Origin of the sequence: Bacillus sp. ISL-35 (genome assembly GCF_018613355.1) — a bacterium.
Classification (GTDB): Bacteria; Bacillota; Bacilli; order Bacillales; family Cytobacillaceae; genus Mesobacillus.
The window spans coordinates 17,484-31,575 of sequence record NZ_JAGGQK010000004.1 but is presented as its reverse complement, the minus strand read 5'-3'; the positions used below and the strand labels follow the sequence as shown (position 1 = coordinate 31,575).

Genomic DNA, 14,092 nt, shown 5'->3' with positions numbered 1-14,092 from the left:
TAAAGAAAACGGTTTATTTGCATTGAGATTCATCACGAAAATTTACTCAGGAAAAGATATTATAGCGAGTTTTTATTTTATATAGCGACTTTTCGTTTTTTATAGCGAGTTTCCATCTTTTATAGCGACTTGGAAATTCTGCGTCATTTTTTCCAATTCTAAAAAGAAAACCACAGCCTCCCTCAGCTGTGGTCCAACAATTACTTATAACGAAAACTTCGTGATCGTGTTTTTTAATTTTCCGGCCTGGATTTGCAGTTCGACGGCCAGATCTTCTACATCTGAGATGACTTCTGCCTGCTGCTCTGCTGCTGAGGCGACGCTCAACGCTCCGGCTGAGGTTTCTTCCGCGATCGCAGCCATTTCCTGCGATTGGGTGGATGTGTGCTGGATGGTTTCCATTTGCGTTTCGACAAGTGCGGTAATCGCGTGGATCACATCTGCCATCTCGTGGATGGTTTCCGTCATAGCTTCAATTACCTGATTCGTCTTCTCGCCTTTCTTCGCTTCACCATTTGCCGTATCGACCTGTCTGCTGATCTGGCCGACGACGTTCTGGACCTCAGACTGGATATTTTGGATCAAGCCTGAAATTCCCTGGACGGCATCTGCGCTCTGGTCGGCAAGCTTCCTTACTTCTTCGGCAACAACCGCGAAGCCTTTGCCATGCTCTCCGGCACGTGCTGCTTCAATCGATGCATTCAGCGCCAGCAAATTCGTCTGTGCGGCAATATCGCCAACAAGCTGGATGATCTGCTCCACTTTTGTCGCGTTTTCTTCCAATCGTTTTACTGTGCCAAGAGATTCGCGGTTATCATTCGCAAGCCTTCCAATTCCCGAAATCAGCGAATGGATCGCATCCTTCGATTCCTGGAGATCTTTGACCATTTCCACGGAAATCGATTCAGATGCCCGCGCTTTTTCCTGGACGTCTTCTGCGATCCGGATCACTTCATCAACCGATTCCGCCGTCGTCTGCGTTGATAATGCCGAGGAATCTGCTCCCGCGGCGATTTCCTTGATCGTCGTTGAAATGATCGAAGCCTGCTCCGATGCAGCCGCTGATTGCCCGGAAATGCGGACTACTTTTTCATTCGTTTCGTTGAAATTCTCATCAATCTGGCTGACCATCTCACGCAGATTTGACAGCATATTATTGAAGGCCAGTCCCAATGAACGGATTTCGTCATCCGATTTCGAGACTTCCACATCCTCGCCAATCTCACCCTGTGCCGCATTCAAAGCCGAATGTTCCAGCTTTTGCAATGGCTTGATGATCAAACCGGCAGCCATATACGCGAGCAGCCCGGACCAGAAAATCCCCATTCCAAGGACCGATGCCGTAAAAACGACCGAATTGATTTCAATGAACTTTTGAACGAAAGGATAAAGGAAATAGATAAAGAATGCGCTTGTTGAATACGTAATGATCGCCAACACGGTTGTCAGCATGACCATTTTCTTTCGCAATCCCATTTTGTAGCTTCGTTTTGAACCCACTGACAATCCCCCTGAAAAAAGATGAATTTGCATTGTTCCACTTTTCGAATCAATGCGAAAGGTTTTTCTCAAAGGTATTATCGGATTTTATCGATGATTCTTTCGATACTTTTATGAATTTCTTGAAAAGCTTTCCGATAAATTTGCTCATCCCCGCCAAACGGGTCGGCTACATCCTGGCTTCCGCTTTCCTCCGCAAATTCTTTCAATGTAAAAGTTTTCTCAGCCGCATCTGGATATTGGCTCAGAATCAACCCTTTATGGCTCCCGGTCATTGTCAGGACTACTGTCGCCCAATCGATCATTTCCTTTGTCAATGTCGAGGAGCGATGGTCATGGCTGATCTTGTTTTCCTCAAGCACGATTTTCGCGTTGACCGAAGCATCCGCGCCGTTTGGGGCATACACTCCCGCTGATTTTACTTCGACGCCAGGCAGCTGCTTGCTTTTTAAAATCGCTTCCGCCATTGGGCTTCGGCATGTATTTCCGGTACAAACAAATAAAACGCGCGCCATTCGTTTCCCTCCTGTGTTGAACTTTTCTCCATTATAAGACAATCTTAAAGCATTTTCATTTTTGCCATTTGGAAACGTGCGCAAAAAAAATACACCCGCTTCACAGGTGCAAAAAAAGTTTAAAGCGGCAGAAGCAATTTCAGCCCGAACGTGAGCAAAATGCTTCCTCCCAATGCTTCGCTGTATGTACCAAGCCATCCCTGTACTCTTTTTCCAACCAGAAGGCCTGCCCATGTCAGGACCATCGCTGCAATGCCAAAGCAGGTAAGTACGAGCAGTGTCCTCGCGCCATAGATTCCCAGTGTAAGGCCGACGGAAAAACTATCAAGGCTGACAGACAGGGCAAAAATCAATAAACCCTTGCCAACCGGAGTAATCAGGCTTGTCTCTTCTTCCTTGAAGCTTGCCCAGATCATCTGGACACCGAGCACGATCAGGAGCAGGCCGCCAATATATCCTGCTATGGCCCCGAATTGCTCGGACAAAAATCTCCCTGCCACCATCCCAAGCAGCGGCATCCACACATGGAACAAACCAATCGTGACGCCAATTTTAAAAATATGCCTTTTCGTCAGCCTGAACATGCCCATTCCGAGACCTACGGAAAATGCATCCATTCCCAATGCGAATGCCATCAACATCAGTGTGAATAATTCGCCGGCTATTGCTGCCATGTCTTCGCCCCCTCGGACTTGCTAATTCAGCATATGCACGTCCAAAAAGATTTAGAAGCATGGAATTGGGAGTTTATCACTCATGGGGCCACAACAGCAAAAAAGCGCTCCAGGACTAAAGCGCTTTTCTTCTATTTGTTGATAATCGGCAGGCCAGATGCCTTGGATAAGCGATTCATGATCGCCTGGCCAACGCCCTGCTCAGGGAAGATTTCGCCAAAAATGATATCAAGGTCTTCCTGGTTGAAGGCCCGGAGTGTATCATAGAGCGCTTCCGCGACAGTTTCGAGACGGGCTCTTTCACCGCAGGCGATCACGACATTCGCGTCATAAAATTCCTTGTTTTCTTTTGTGGTCATCACGCCGACCCTCTGGCCTTCGTTCCGCTTTTCATTCACCAGCTGCTGGATTTCTTCTTTTGATCCATCAACCAGATAAAAGGGCGAGTTTGGCGCGTAATGGCGATATTTCATCCCTGGTGCCTTCGGTGCCTGGCCTTCATCCGTCAGCGCCGGGTCTGCCGATATTTCTCCAATTACTTCTTCCAGCTGCTCCTTCGTTACACCACCAGGACGCAGAATCACAGGGATATCACCGGTGCAATCGACCACTGTGGACTCAAGGCCAACCCCTGTCGCGCCTCCATCGACAATACCGGAAATTCTGCTCGTCAGATCGTCGGCAACATGAGCAGCCGTCGTCGGGCTTGGCTTACCTGACAGATTCGCACTCGGTGCCGCAAGTGGAAGGCCAGTCTCCTCGATGAGCGCCAGGGCAACTGGATGGTCAGGCATCCTGACTGCGACTGTGGATAATCCGGCAGTTGCTTTTTCAGAAAGAGCCCCTGCCTTCTTTTCGAGGATAATCGTCAGCGGACCCGGCCAGAACGCATCCATTAATCGTGATGCCTGCTCGGGGATTTCTTTTACAAAAGAGTGAATTTGTTTACGATTGGCAATATGGATGATCAATGGGTTATCCCCAGGTCTTCCTTTTGCTCCGAAAATTTTCGATACGGCTTCATCGCTTTCTGCGTTACCTCCGAGTCCATAAACCGTTTCGGTCGGAAAAGCGACGACTTCATTTTGCTTCAATTTTTGTGCAGCTTCCTTGATTTGTGGATATGTTTTTAAATTATCCACATTCTTATCCACTGTCCACATTTGTGTTTGCATGTACATCCACCTTTTACTTCTCGCTATACTAGTCTATTTCTATGAAAGTATAAAAGAAGAATTAGCAGAACTCAAGTTTTTATCCACAAATTGTGGATACTTTTAAAGAAACAGTGGATAACTTTGTGGATTAATCCACAATTCACAGAATTATTTTCATAATTGCAGAGTTATCCACAGTTAAAACTTGTTTAAGATGATTTTTTTCAAGAAAAGACTCAGGCATTGCGGATTGGTTCACCATTTCAAAACCAAGGCTTCCGAAGAAAGAAACCGCGCTCATCTTGTTGGTGACAAGATAAAGCTCCTCCAGCTCCTGACTTTTCGCCGTCAAAAATGCTCTTTTAAAAAGAAGCATCAAATCAGGCTGAGCAATTTGCGGAGAGACGACGAAGGAACGCAGCAAACCTGCCTTGTCTACTGGTTCTACCCCAAGGCACGCCTTAAGTTCCCCTGCCTGATTCTCCATTAAAGAAAAGTTTTCAATTGAATCTCCCAAACCTTCCGGGCTTACACCTGCCTCTGTCAAAAAAGCCTCCAGCTTAGGCAGATCCTCTTTATTTGCACTTCTGATTTTCCAAGTCATAATCTTTCACCTCAACATTTAGATTCTACTAAATGAATATGAGAGGTTTGAAAAAAGTAGAACCAAAAAAACACGGCAGTCTTCACTAATGTGAGACTGCCGCGCTTCTTTTAAATGTAGGTTTCTAAGCTGGATGTTTAGTCGTTGTTGTTGTTGTTGCGGGCATTGCCGCCTTTTTCACCGATTTCTTCATAGAAGCTTCGGTCATGGTTTTCAGAAGTCGCTTCTCCGCCTTTGCGGCCGATCTCCTGATAGAATTCCTTGTCGTGGCTTTCAGATGTTGCTTCGCCACCTTTTTTCCCGATTTCCTGGTAGAATTCACTGTCATGGCTCTCAGCTGTTGCTTCGCCACCCTTTTTGCCGATTTCTTGGTAGAAGTCCTTATCGTGGCTTTCAGCTGTTGCCTCGCCGCCTTTGCGGCCTATTTCCTGGTAGAATTCGCTGCCATGGTTCTCAGCTGTTGCTTCGCCACCCATGCGACCTCTTTCCTCACGAGACATCTTATCATCGTTATTATTGTTTCGATTGTTGTTAGCCATTTTAAATCATCCTCCTTGAAATCTGTGTTTTGATGTTACACTACACTGAATATCCGGAATCTCCCACCCTGAAACTAGTATCACGGGAATGTAATATGCTTGTCTGAAAAATGTAATATTTTTGGTAAATTGTACAGTCATTTTTCCTCTTTTACCAAGTATTTCTTAGAGAAGCTAGCTAATGTTTCCTAGCTTCTCATAGTGAAAAATTCATAAGTGAGTGATTTAGGTCACTATGTCACTTGTTCTGTATGGTTATAATAAACTCATACAAATGAAAACCTTTCTCAAAAAGGGGGCACGGCATGGAAATTAAAACAATCTATCAACAGATTGGCGGAGACGTATCAATCCGCAGAATTGTTGATACTTTTTATCCGAAAGTGTATGAAAACGAAGAGCTTAGTCCGTTGTTTGAAGGAGATATGGCAGAAATCAAGAGGAAGCAGTGGATGTTCCTCACACAGCTGACCGGCGGCGGTGCGCTTTACAGTGAAGAATTCGGACCGCCCAATATGAGGGCCAGGCATATGCTTTTTGAAATTACGCCACGCCGCGCGCAGGCATGGCTGAAGCTGATGCATGAAACCTTGACCGAAACAGGATTGCTGGAAACCGATGGAGGCAAAGCCTTGTTCGAGCGCTTGAGCCAGATTGCGCCCATTATGATCAACAGCCAATAAGGAGGAATTTCACATGGAAAAACAATCATTGAAACAATACCAGGAATTCAGTGAAGAACGGTTTACGAAACGAATTGTCTTTAAAAAAGGTGACAGCACCGTATTCCTGCTGAACTTCATGCCCGGCCAGGAACTGCCGAAGCACATGCATCCAGGGACCGAAGTGTTTATTTTAACAATGCAAGGCGAAGGAACGTTAACGATTGACGGAGAGGAAGTACCAGCAGCTGCCAACGAAACCGTCCATTTGAGCGGCAGCGAAGAACTATCCTATAAAAACACCGGCTCCGAGCCCGTCACTTTATATGTGATGCTCAACAAGATTCCGGATGAGAGATTTGTACAGGATATTTAAGGTAGGACTGACTCAGCTGGTTTCTGCTAGTTGGTTGATATATTGCCGGATTTGGTCGATATATTCTAAAATGTGGTCGATATAATTGAAAATCCGCTGATATATTTTAAAAAGTGGTCGATATATTTTTAAATTCGCCAAATTAATTTAAAATGTGGTCGAATTATTTAAAACTACCAGCTGGATACAGATTATTTTGCTCGTATCCACTTAAAAACAGCCCCTGCATCCTATGCAGGGGCTTATTTTATCCGAAAATCCTATTCCAAATCTCCACCAGGAAGAATGCAACCTCGACTTCTTCTTCCTCGCTGCCTTCGTAGACTGGTTTGTCATCTTTTTCTGATGATTTTTTATCCTTTTTTGATGATTTCTTATCCTTTTCCGCTTCTTTTACAAGATTGTCGTCTACCTTTTCGTCCTCAGCATCGACTTTTACATCGCCTTTGTCACTGTTTTCATCGAAGCCTTCGCTTGTTGCTTCACCGTTTGAGAAATCCAGGAAGCATAGCGGCGGATATAGGACGCACCACCAGTTTGCACCTTCGCCTTCGCCAAGGGTGATGAGGATCGCTTCGTATTCTCCTGCCGGATAGAGGAACTGGCCGTATAGTTTAGTAGGAAACTGGACTTTATCGAACTCAGTTTTTACCGTCTGTGTCGAGCCTTGTTCTGCAACGACCTTTTCGGCAATCTTCTGGATTTCCGGAAGCTTGGATTTGATTACTTTCCTCGCTGCTTCAATCGATGTCAGATCCTGGACCCATTTGGTGATCTCCTTGTTGACTTCATCGCGTACCAGTCGCTTGATTTCCTGGTCCTTTTCGAGGTCACTTTCTGCAAGGATCCTCAGCCGGATCGCTTCGTTCGGTATGACCGTCGCTTCCTGGGCCGCCACTTCTGTTTTCGGTGTATATAAACTTAACATCGTACCTGCACATAATAGGAGTATGTATAATAAAGCTGCTGATTTTTTCATCGTCACCATTTCTCGCACCATCCCTTCACTAGTCACAGTGTGGACAGTTTGATAGATTCTTAAACTAGTAATTTTGAAAAAAAATGGACTCCTTTTGATCAGGAGTCCATTTCAGCAAACACCATCCGGTCCTTGCCATTGATATCAAAAACAACTTCAACTCTGGCGTGCGGGAAGGTTTTTTCCAGAAGCGCACGGACGGCTTCCCCCTGACCTGCGCCGATTTCAAAGCCGACGAGCGCCTTTTCCTTCAACACAATCGGCAACTCGTCCATGAATCGCCGATACAGGTCCAATCCATCTTCCCCGGCAAACAGCGCCATATGCGGTTCATGCTCAGTAACTATATCTGACATCCATTCCTGGTCCGCAACCGGGATATATGGCGGGTTCGAGATGACAGCATCAACCTTTTTCCCTTGTAAAATAAGCGGCTGCAACAGGTCGCCATGGAAGAATTCGATGTCTGCACCCAGCTGGCTGGCATTTTTCCGCGCAATATCAAGTGCGTCCTCTGAAAGATCGACCGCTGACACCTTCAATTTCGGGTTCTCCAGCTTCAAGCTGACCGAAATCGCTCCGCTCCCGGTCCCGACATCGACAAGATCTATCTGGCCACTATCCGGAAAAAGACTGTCAAGCCTCTGTAGTGTGCCGTGGACAAGTTCTTCAGTCTCGGGCCTTGGAATCAGCACATGCTCATTCACTTCAAAACGGCGGCCGTAAAACTCCTCTGAGCCGATGATATACTGGATTGGTTCGCCTTCTGCATGCCTTTTTACAGCGGCCTGGAACTCTGCCCGCACTTCCCCATCCAGTTCATCACGCATCTTCATCAGCATCGAAGTGCGGGACAGCCCCGAATAGTGCCTCAGCAGCAGCTCACCGGCAAACCCCTCACGATTATGTTCTTTTAAAAAAGAAGAAGCCCAGTTGAGGGCTTCATACAGTTTGAGATTAGTCATTGTTCGCACTCTCAAGTCTTTGAGATTGGTCTTCCATAATTAGCGCTTCGATGATTTCATCCATTTTGCCCTGAAGGATCTGGTCGAGCTTCTGGATTGTCAGGCCGATGCGGTGGTCAGTCACGCGGTTTTGCGGGAAGTTGTACGTACGGATACGCTCAGAACGGTCCCCTGTACCAACAGCTGACTTACGGACCTGGTCATACTCCGCCTGTGCTTCCTGCTGGAACTTGTCATAGACGCGGGCACGAAGGACCTTCATCGCCTTATCTTTGTTCTTGTGCTGTGATTTTTCATCCTGGCAAGAGACAACGATTCCTGTTGGAATATGCGTTAGACGTACAGCTGACATTGTTGTGTTAACGGACTGTCCACCGGCACCACTGGATGCAAATGCATCAAAGCGGATGTCTTTATCATGCAGCTCGATTTCTACTTCCTCAGCTTCAGGAAGACATGCAACAGTAGCTGTTGAAGTATGGATGCGGCCGCCTGATTCCGTTTCCGGGACACGCTGGACACGGTGCGCGCCGTTTTCGAACTTCATTTTAGAATAAGCACCATTTCCGTTGATCATGAAGATGATTTCTTTAAAACCGCCTACACCAGTCGTGCTGGCATCGATGACTTCCGTTTTCCAGCCCTGTGATTCAGCATAACGGCTGTACATGCGGTAAAGGTCGCCTGCAAACAGGGCAGCTTCGTCACCGCCTGCAGCGCCGCGGATTTCCATGATAACGTTCTTGTCATCATTAGGGTCCTTGGGAACGAGAAGAATCTTGATTCGCGCTTCCAGTTCTTCAATGCGCGGCTCAAGCTCGGAGATTTCCTCCTTGACCATTTCCCGCATATCAGCATCAAGCTTATCCTCGAGCATCGCCTTCGCATCGGCCAATTGCTCTTTCACTTCTTTGTATTCACGGTAAGCCATGACCGTTTCCTGGATATCAGACTGCTCTTTGGAATACTCGCGGAGCTTTTTGGAGTCATTGACTACTTCCGGGTCACTCAATAGTTCATTCAATCTTTCATAACGATCCTCAACTGCTTGAAGACGATCAAACACGGACATTCACCTCTATTTTCATAATCCTTAATATGGATTCAAACATCATAGTAAAAGTTCATAGCATAACATTCTAATTATAGTATAGGTGCCACTCTCAGTCAAAATCATTCTAAAATGCTTATCAAACGAAAAAGCATGCCCGATGCTGAGCATGCTGTCCCGATTGTGCTTTTATTCAATATTGACTTTGATGTCATAGCGCGGCAACGCTTTAGTCAGCCTGTCATGCAAGGTTTTCCGGGCATCTTCGCGATTTTTCCGGGTTACCCGCCCTTGAAGCTGAGCTGTCACGTTCATCTCCCCGCCGTTGATCCAGATCGAGCCTGGTTCATAGCCAGCATCAGATATGACGTCTTTCGCTTTTTGGACATCCTGGGAAAAACTGTGGTGGTTCTCGTTATCGGTATTCAGCAAATTCGGGTTCTGATCGGTCATCGTCATGCCATTATCCTGGTCCTTTGTAAAATTCGGGCCATCCCCATGGCGGACTCCGTCATTTTCCCTGTTCAGATCTACACCAGCCTGGTCTTCATCTTTGTCATATACAGATTCAGCATTATCCTGGGCACATCCTGAAACCATAACCACCGCGAACATGAGCAATATGAGTAATTTTTTCAAATTATGGCACCTCCCGCGGTTAGCTTGCCCTTTGGAGGGGTCATCCATGCAAGGACTGCGCCTTTTTCAGGGAAATTCGCGGCTGGAAAAATTACACGGCTATAATTGCGTCTTACTGAACAATAATTGCACAGAAAGAAGCATTAATTGCGCGTTCAACCATGATAATTGCACTAAAAAGTTCCCTATTGCACACTCAACCAATATAAAAAAATCCCCCCGCACTCGGGAGGACCAGACATGATTATGTTAAGCTTTCCGTCGTTTTTTCGATTTTCAGCTCATTTGGTGATTTCGGCACTTCGTGGTGATGTCTGCAGCGTGGCTCATAGGCTTCTGATGCACCAACGAGAATGACGGGATCGTCATAAGAAGCCGGTTTGCCGTTGATCAGCCGCTGTGTACGGCTTGCTGGTGATCCGCAGACGGCACATACAGCCTGGAGCTTGGTCACATTTTCAGCAACAGCCATCAACGCAGGCATCTGGCCGAATGGCTCGCCGCGGAAATCCTGGTCAAGGCCGGCAACGATGACGCGATAGCCGCTGTCTGCCAGGTGCTGGACAACCGCAAGGATTTCATTGTCAAAAAACTGGACTTCATCGATGGCAATGACATCGATATCAGGGTTGATATGCTTGAAAATATCAGTAGAGTTGGCAATAGGCTTGGCAGTAACTGCAGTTCCGTTGTGTGATACAACCGATTCTTCGCTGTAGCGGTTATCAATCGCAGGCTTGAAAACAGCAATTTTTTGCTTTGCAAATTGCGTCCTGCGCACTCGGCGAATCAGTTCTTCGGATTTACCGGAAAACATGCTGCCGCAGATCAATTCGATCCAGCCGCTTTGTTTCATAACGTACATGGTCGGCCTCTCCTTCCTCGCTAAACCAAAAATTTGATAAGCTTTTTTCGTATTTTTACGGCTTTTCCATGCCATAAAGGTACGAAAAAAGCCTGGTCAAAGTTCGACACTTTTTTTCAGCTTTTTCCATTATAACAAAAAAATCCGCTGAATCCAGACACAAAAATAAAGTTCATAAAATTAAATTTTCATGTTATATATGTGCCCATTAGCACAGGTAAAAAGGCAATAAAAAACAGGCAAGTCACAAAGCTTCTTGCCTGTTTCGTCATTTCTTATATTACTGGTTGTTTTTAAGACCGTATTTCTTGTTGAAGCGGTCAACACGTCCGCCAGCTTCTGCAAACTTCTGACGTCCAGTATAGAATGGGTGGCATTCAGAGCAAGTTTCAACGCGAATCTCGTTCTTAACAGAACCAGTTTCGAATTCGTTTCCGCAAGCGCAAGTCACCTTAACTGTTTTGTAGTTTGGATGAATTCCTGATTTCATTCTTTTCATCTCCTTCCGCCCTGAATCATATCCGAAACAGAGTTATAATCAACGGTTTAAACCGTTATTGGAAAAACACACTGACCTCATTATAACAAGTCCACCTCTATATTTCAAGTCAGTTTTTCAAGCCAGAATCTGGAATTATGAACGCTTGTTATTGCCTTTCATTTCTTCACCCAGTACAGCGAAGAAATCTTCATTCGACTTGGATTGTCTTAGCTTGCGCAGGAACTTTTCTGAGAAATCCGGTGAATCGGACATCGATTTGCGGATCGCCCACAGCTTGTCCAGATGGTCCTTTGGAATGAGCAATTCTTCCTTACGCGTTCCAGACCTGCGAATATCGATGGCTGGGAAGATTCTTCTCTCGGCAAGTGAACGGTCAAGATGAAGCTCCATATTACCAGTTCCTTTGAATTCTTCGTAAATGACATCGTCCATGCGTGAGCCTGTATCTACAAGCGCCGTTGCAAGGATTGTCAGACTGCCGCCTTCCTCGATATTTCGGGCCGCACCGAAAAAGCGTTTCGGACGGTGGAATGCCGCAGGGTCGATACCACCGGACAATGTACGTCCGCTTGGCGGAATGACAAGGTTGTAGGCACGAGCAAGACGTGTAATGCTATCCATCAGGATGATGACATCACGCTTATGCTCGACAAGGCGCATCGCACGCTCAAGCACAAGCTCGGCGACCTTGATATGGTTTTCAGGCACTTCGTCAAACGTGGAGCTGACAACGTCGCCGGCAACAGAACGTTCGATATCGGTTACCTCTTCGGGACGCTCATCGATCAACAGCACGATCAGTTCTGCTTCCGGATGGTTCGTTGTGATGCTGTTGGCGATTTCTTTGATCAGCATCGTTTTACCCGCCTTAGGCGGCGCGACAATCAATCCGCGCTGTCCAAAGCCCACAGGAGCGAGGACATCCATGATTCTTGTAGACACTTTGTTATGAGTTGTCTCAAGCTTCATCTGTCGGTCAGGATACAGCGGGGTCAGTCCCGGGAAGTGAACCCTTTCTTTTGCCGATTCTGGATCATCACCGTTGACAGCCTCGACCTGAAGCAAGCCGAAATAACGTTCGTTCTCTTTAGGAGGACGTACTTTACCCGACACCTTGTCCCCGTTCCTTAAATCAAAACGTCGGATTTGCGATGCCGAAATGTAGATATCCTCTGAGCTTGGGGAGTAGTTGATCGGGCGCAGGAATCCAAAGCCTTCAGACTGGATGATTTCCAGGACACCTTCCATGAAAAAATAACCCTGCTGTTCTGCACGCGCTTTTAAAATAGCAAAAATTAGTTCTTTTTTCGTCAACTTGCTGTAGTAAGAGACTTTATACTCTTTTGCGAGTTCATAAAGCTCTTTCAATTTCATATTTTCTAAGCTTGAAATATTTACTTCCATAATGAATGTCACCACGCCTTAAAATATTTCGATTTCCCCCATAAAGAAAAGTATAAGAATATAAGCGTATGGATGGAAAAAGAAGAAATGAGTTCCTTTGAAGGTTGTAAGAAGGAATTAATGAAGGTAAAACATTTTGTGATCTATATGCATTATTTTCAAAACAATTTTCATTTTACCCTTAAATATGAAAAATAATCAATCTTTTTATTTACCCGCTGCCTTTAGGTGGTAAAGGCAGCGGACTTGTAAGGGTTTGCAGTTCTGTTTGGACTTTTGAACAAGTCTGTTGATTTTCGTTCCAGGCGCTTCGCTTTCCGCGGGGCTGGCGCTGAGCCTCCTCGTCGTTTCACTCCTGCGGGGTCTCATCTGACCAGCTGCGCCCGCAGGAGTCTACGCGCCTTCCACTACAATCAACAGGTCCAATAATTACATTCAGCTTTTACAACTTCTTTTTTAAAAAATTTTATTATTTCATGACTAAGTGAGGTTTTTTCTTCAGGCTGTGCTGGCCTTCGATGAATCGGACTGTGCCTGATTTTGCGCGCATGACGACGGAGTGGGTTGAGCCGTAAGAGCCTTTGAACTGGACTCCTTTTAGCAGCTCGCCGTCTGTTACGCCTGTGGCTGCGAAGATTGCATCGTCGCCGCGGACGAAATCTTCCATAAGGAGGACTTTATTGACATCGATGCCCATTTTTTTACAGCGCTCTAGCTCTGCGTCATTTTGCGGAAGCAATCTACCCTGGATTTCGCCTCCGAGGCTTTTCAGCGCTACCGCAGCGATGACGCCCTCAGGTGCTCCGCCTGAACCGAACAGGATATCCACGCCGGTAGTATCAAACGCCGTGTTGATTGCGCCAGCTACATCGCCGTCATTGATCAATTTTATTCTTGCTCCTGCTTCACGAAGCTGGGCAATGATATGCTCATGGCGAGGACGATTCAATACCGTAGCCACTACATCTTCAATATCCTTGTTCTTCGCTTTTGCCACTGCCTTAAGGTTATCAAGAACGGAAGCATTGATATCGACCATTCCAACTGCCTCAGGACCTACCGCCAGCTTGTCCATGTACATGTCAGGAGCATGAAGCAGGTTGCCGTTATCTGCTACCGCAAGGACAGCAAGGGCATTCCAGCCGCCGGACGCTACGATATTCGTTCCTTCCAACGGATCGACCGCTACGTCCAAACGCGGGCCATAGCCTGTTCCAAGCTTTTCACCGATATACAGCATCGGCGCTTCGTCCATCTCTCCTTCACCGATGACGACGGTACCTTTCATCGGGATGGTATCAAACACATCTCTCATTGCCGACGTTGCAGCATCGTCAGCTTCGTCTTTTTTTCCGCGTCCCATCCAGCGTGCTGACGCAAGTGCCGCCGCCTCTGTCACGCGGACAAGCTCCATCGTTAAGCTACGTTCCATATGATCATCCCCTAATCATGAAAGGGGCTAATGCCCACCGAAACTGTATACCTCTCTATCCTTTCTATTCAGCCCTTCCCATAAATCAGCATTCTCCTCGTTGCCAATTATGTTGCGGAACTGAGTAGGAAGCGAAAATTTGATGCAGCCTCAATTGCATGGCTTGATGGTCAAATAGGTTATACTACTTTACGGTTTCGATCAGCATTAGCACCACTATTTGTATTG

Annotated in this window: 16 protein-coding genes and 1 pseudogene; 2 read left to right on the top strand and 15 right to left on the bottom strand. The window is 46.3% G+C overall.

The window, feature by feature from the left end; all coding sequences use genetic code 11:
• Positions 1 to 204 precede the first annotated feature (204 nt).
• From J7E38_RS06325 to J7E38_RS06300, 7 genes and pseudogenes are all read right to left on the bottom strand, one after another.
• Positions 205 to 1,131, bottom strand: coding sequence for a methyl-accepting chemotaxis protein (locus J7E38_RS06325; protein ID WP_483297160.1), 927 nt, complete (start codon positions 1,129 to 1,131; stop codon positions 205 to 207).
• A gap of 12 nt (positions 1,132 to 1,143) precedes the next feature.
• Positions 1,144 to 1,293: pseudogene (locus J7E38_RS24440) on the bottom strand (HAMP domain-containing protein); the annotation flags it as partial.
• Positions 1,294 to 1,577: 284 nt separating this feature from the next.
• A complete protein-coding gene (locus J7E38_RS06320) occupies positions 1,578 to 2,015 on the bottom strand; it encodes a low molecular weight protein arginine phosphatase (RefSeq protein WP_214705957.1) in 438 nt (145 codons plus the stop codon).
• Positions 2,016 to 2,134: 119 nt separating this feature from the next.
• Positions 2,135 to 2,689 carry a manganese efflux pump MntP gene (locus tag J7E38_RS06315; RefSeq protein WP_214705956.1) on the bottom strand — a complete coding sequence of 185 codons (555 nt, stop codon included), beginning with the start codon at positions 2,687 to 2,689 and terminating at the stop codon, positions 2,135 to 2,137.
• 131 nt (positions 2,690 to 2,820) lie between these two features.
• A complete protein-coding gene (locus tag J7E38_RS06310; protein WP_214705955.1) occupies positions 2,821 to 3,864 on the bottom strand; it encodes an L-threonylcarbamoyladenylate synthase in 1,044 nt (347 codons plus the stop codon).
• Between the two features lie 142 nt (positions 3,865 to 4,006).
• The gene (locus J7E38_RS06305) at positions 4,007 to 4,450 is read right to left on the bottom strand and encodes a GNAT family N-acetyltransferase (protein ID WP_214705954.1); all 444 of its coding nucleotides are present in this window, start codon (positions 4,448 to 4,450) and stop codon (positions 4,007 to 4,009) included.
• 137 nt (positions 4,451 to 4,587) lie between these two features.
• On the bottom strand, positions 4,588 to 4,989 hold the full coding sequence (locus J7E38_RS06300; protein WP_214705953.1) for a KGG domain-containing protein: 402 nt from the start codon (positions 4,987 to 4,989) through the stop codon (positions 4,588 to 4,590).
• 305 nt (positions 4,990 to 5,294) lie between these two features.
• Here J7E38_RS06300 and J7E38_RS06295 point away from each other — a divergent pair, with 305 nt between their 5' ends.
• Positions 5,295 to 5,672, top strand: a complete 378-nt coding sequence (locus J7E38_RS06295) for a globin domain-containing protein (protein ID WP_214705952.1) — start codon at positions 5,295 to 5,297, stop codon at positions 5,670 to 5,672.
• A 13-nt stretch (positions 5,673 to 5,685) separates the two neighbouring features.
• Positions 5,686 to 6,027, top strand: a complete 342-nt coding sequence (locus J7E38_RS06290) for a cupin domain-containing protein (RefSeq protein ID WP_214705951.1) — start codon at positions 5,686 to 5,688, stop codon at positions 6,025 to 6,027.
• Positions 6,028 to 6,274: 247 nt separating this feature from the next.
• Here the strand turns inward: J7E38_RS06290 and spoIIR are convergent, their stop codons facing one another.
• The 8 genes from spoIIR to glpX all read right to left on the bottom strand — a co-directional run bounded on the left by spoIIR (position 6,275) and on the right by glpX (position 13,864).
• Positions 6,275 to 7,006, bottom strand: coding sequence for a stage II sporulation protein R (gene spoIIR, locus J7E38_RS06285; RefSeq protein ID WP_215038331.1), 732 nt, complete (start codon positions 7,004 to 7,006; stop codon positions 6,275 to 6,277).
• 98 nt (positions 7,007 to 7,104) lie between these two features.
• The gene (prmC, locus tag J7E38_RS06280) at positions 7,105 to 7,971 is read right to left on the bottom strand and encodes a peptide chain release factor N(5)-glutamine methyltransferase (RefSeq protein ID WP_214705949.1); all 867 of its coding nucleotides are present in this window, start codon (positions 7,969 to 7,971) and stop codon (positions 7,105 to 7,107) included.
• Positions 7,964 to 9,037: a peptide chain release factor 1 gene (gene prfA, locus J7E38_RS06275; RefSeq protein ID WP_215038269.1), complete on the bottom strand. Its 1,074-nt coding sequence runs from the start codon at positions 9,035 to 9,037 to the stop codon at positions 7,964 to 7,966. Before prfA ends, prmC begins: the two co-directional genes overlap by 8 nt.
• 174 nt (positions 9,038 to 9,211) lie before the next feature.
• Positions 9,212 to 9,661 (bottom strand): hypothetical protein, encoded by a 450-nt coding sequence (locus J7E38_RS06270; protein WP_214705947.1) that lies wholly within the window; start codon positions 9,659 to 9,661, stop codon positions 9,212 to 9,214.
• Between the two features lie 244 nt (positions 9,662 to 9,905).
• Complete coding sequence (locus tag J7E38_RS06265; protein WP_214705946.1) at positions 9,906 to 10,526, bottom strand: thymidine kinase; 621 nt, start codon at positions 10,524 to 10,526, stop codon at positions 9,906 to 9,908.
• 280 nt (positions 10,527 to 10,806) lie between these two features.
• The gene (rpmE, locus tag J7E38_RS06260; protein WP_041964628.1) at positions 10,807 to 11,016 is read right to left on the bottom strand and encodes a 50S ribosomal protein L31; all 210 of its coding nucleotides are present in this window, start codon (positions 11,014 to 11,016) and stop codon (positions 10,807 to 10,809) included.
• Between the two features lie 144 nt (positions 11,017 to 11,160).
• Entirely contained in the window at positions 11,161 to 12,435 is a 1,275-nt protein-coding gene (rho, locus tag J7E38_RS06255; RefSeq protein WP_215038329.1) for a transcription termination factor Rho, read from the bottom strand.
• A 466-nt stretch (positions 12,436 to 12,901) separates the two neighbouring features.
• Complete coding sequence (gene glpX, locus J7E38_RS06250; RefSeq protein WP_041964630.1) at positions 12,902 to 13,864, bottom strand: class II fructose-bisphosphatase; 963 nt, start codon at positions 13,862 to 13,864, stop codon at positions 12,902 to 12,904.
• Positions 13,865 to 14,092: the final 228 nt, after the last annotated feature.

Coding starts and splice junctions, on each gene's coding strand:
- J7E38_RS06310 (WP_214705955.1), bottom strand. CDS start 3,864: ATGCAAACACAAATGTGGACAGTGGATAAGAATGTGGATAATTTAAAA.
- J7E38_RS06295 (WP_214705952.1), top strand. CDS start 5,295: ATGGAAATTAAAACAATCTATCAACAGATTGGCGGAGACGTATCAATC.
- J7E38_RS06300 (WP_214705953.1), bottom strand. CDS start 4,989: ATGGCTAACAACAATCGAAACAATAATAACGATGATAAGATGTCTCGT.
- J7E38_RS06290 (WP_214705951.1), top strand. CDS start 5,686: ATGGAAAAACAATCATTGAAACAATACCAGGAATTCAGTGAAGAACGG.
- glpX (WP_041964630.1), bottom strand. CDS start 13,864: ATGGAACGTAGCTTAACGATGGAGCTTGTCCGCGTGACAGAGGCGGCG.
- J7E38_RS06265 (WP_214705946.1), bottom strand. CDS start 10,526: ATGTACGTTATGAAACAAAGCGGCTGGATCGAATTGATCTGCGGCAGC.
- J7E38_RS06320 (WP_214705957.1), bottom strand. CDS start 2,015: ATGGCGCGCGTTTTATTTGTTTGTACCGGAAATACATGCCGAAGCCCA.
- prmC (WP_214705949.1), bottom strand. CDS start 7,971: ATGACTAATCTCAAACTGTATGAAGCCCTCAACTGGGCTTCTTCTTTT.
- J7E38_RS06315 (WP_214705956.1), bottom strand. CDS start 2,689: ATGGCAGCAATAGCCGGCGAATTATTCACACTGATGTTGATGGCATTC.
- J7E38_RS06325 (WP_483297160.1), bottom strand. CDS start 1,131: ATGGTCAGCCAGATTGATGAGAATTTCAACGAAACGAATGAAAAAGTA.
- J7E38_RS06305 (WP_214705954.1), bottom strand. CDS start 4,450: ATGACTTGGAAAATCAGAAGTGCAAATAAAGAGGATCTGCCTAAGCTG.
- spoIIR (WP_215038331.1), bottom strand. CDS start 7,006: ATGAAAAAATCAGCAGCTTTATTATACATACTCCTATTATGTGCAGGT.
- rpmE (WP_041964628.1), bottom strand. CDS start 11,016: ATGAAATCAGGAATTCATCCAAACTACAAAACAGTTAAGGTGACTTGC.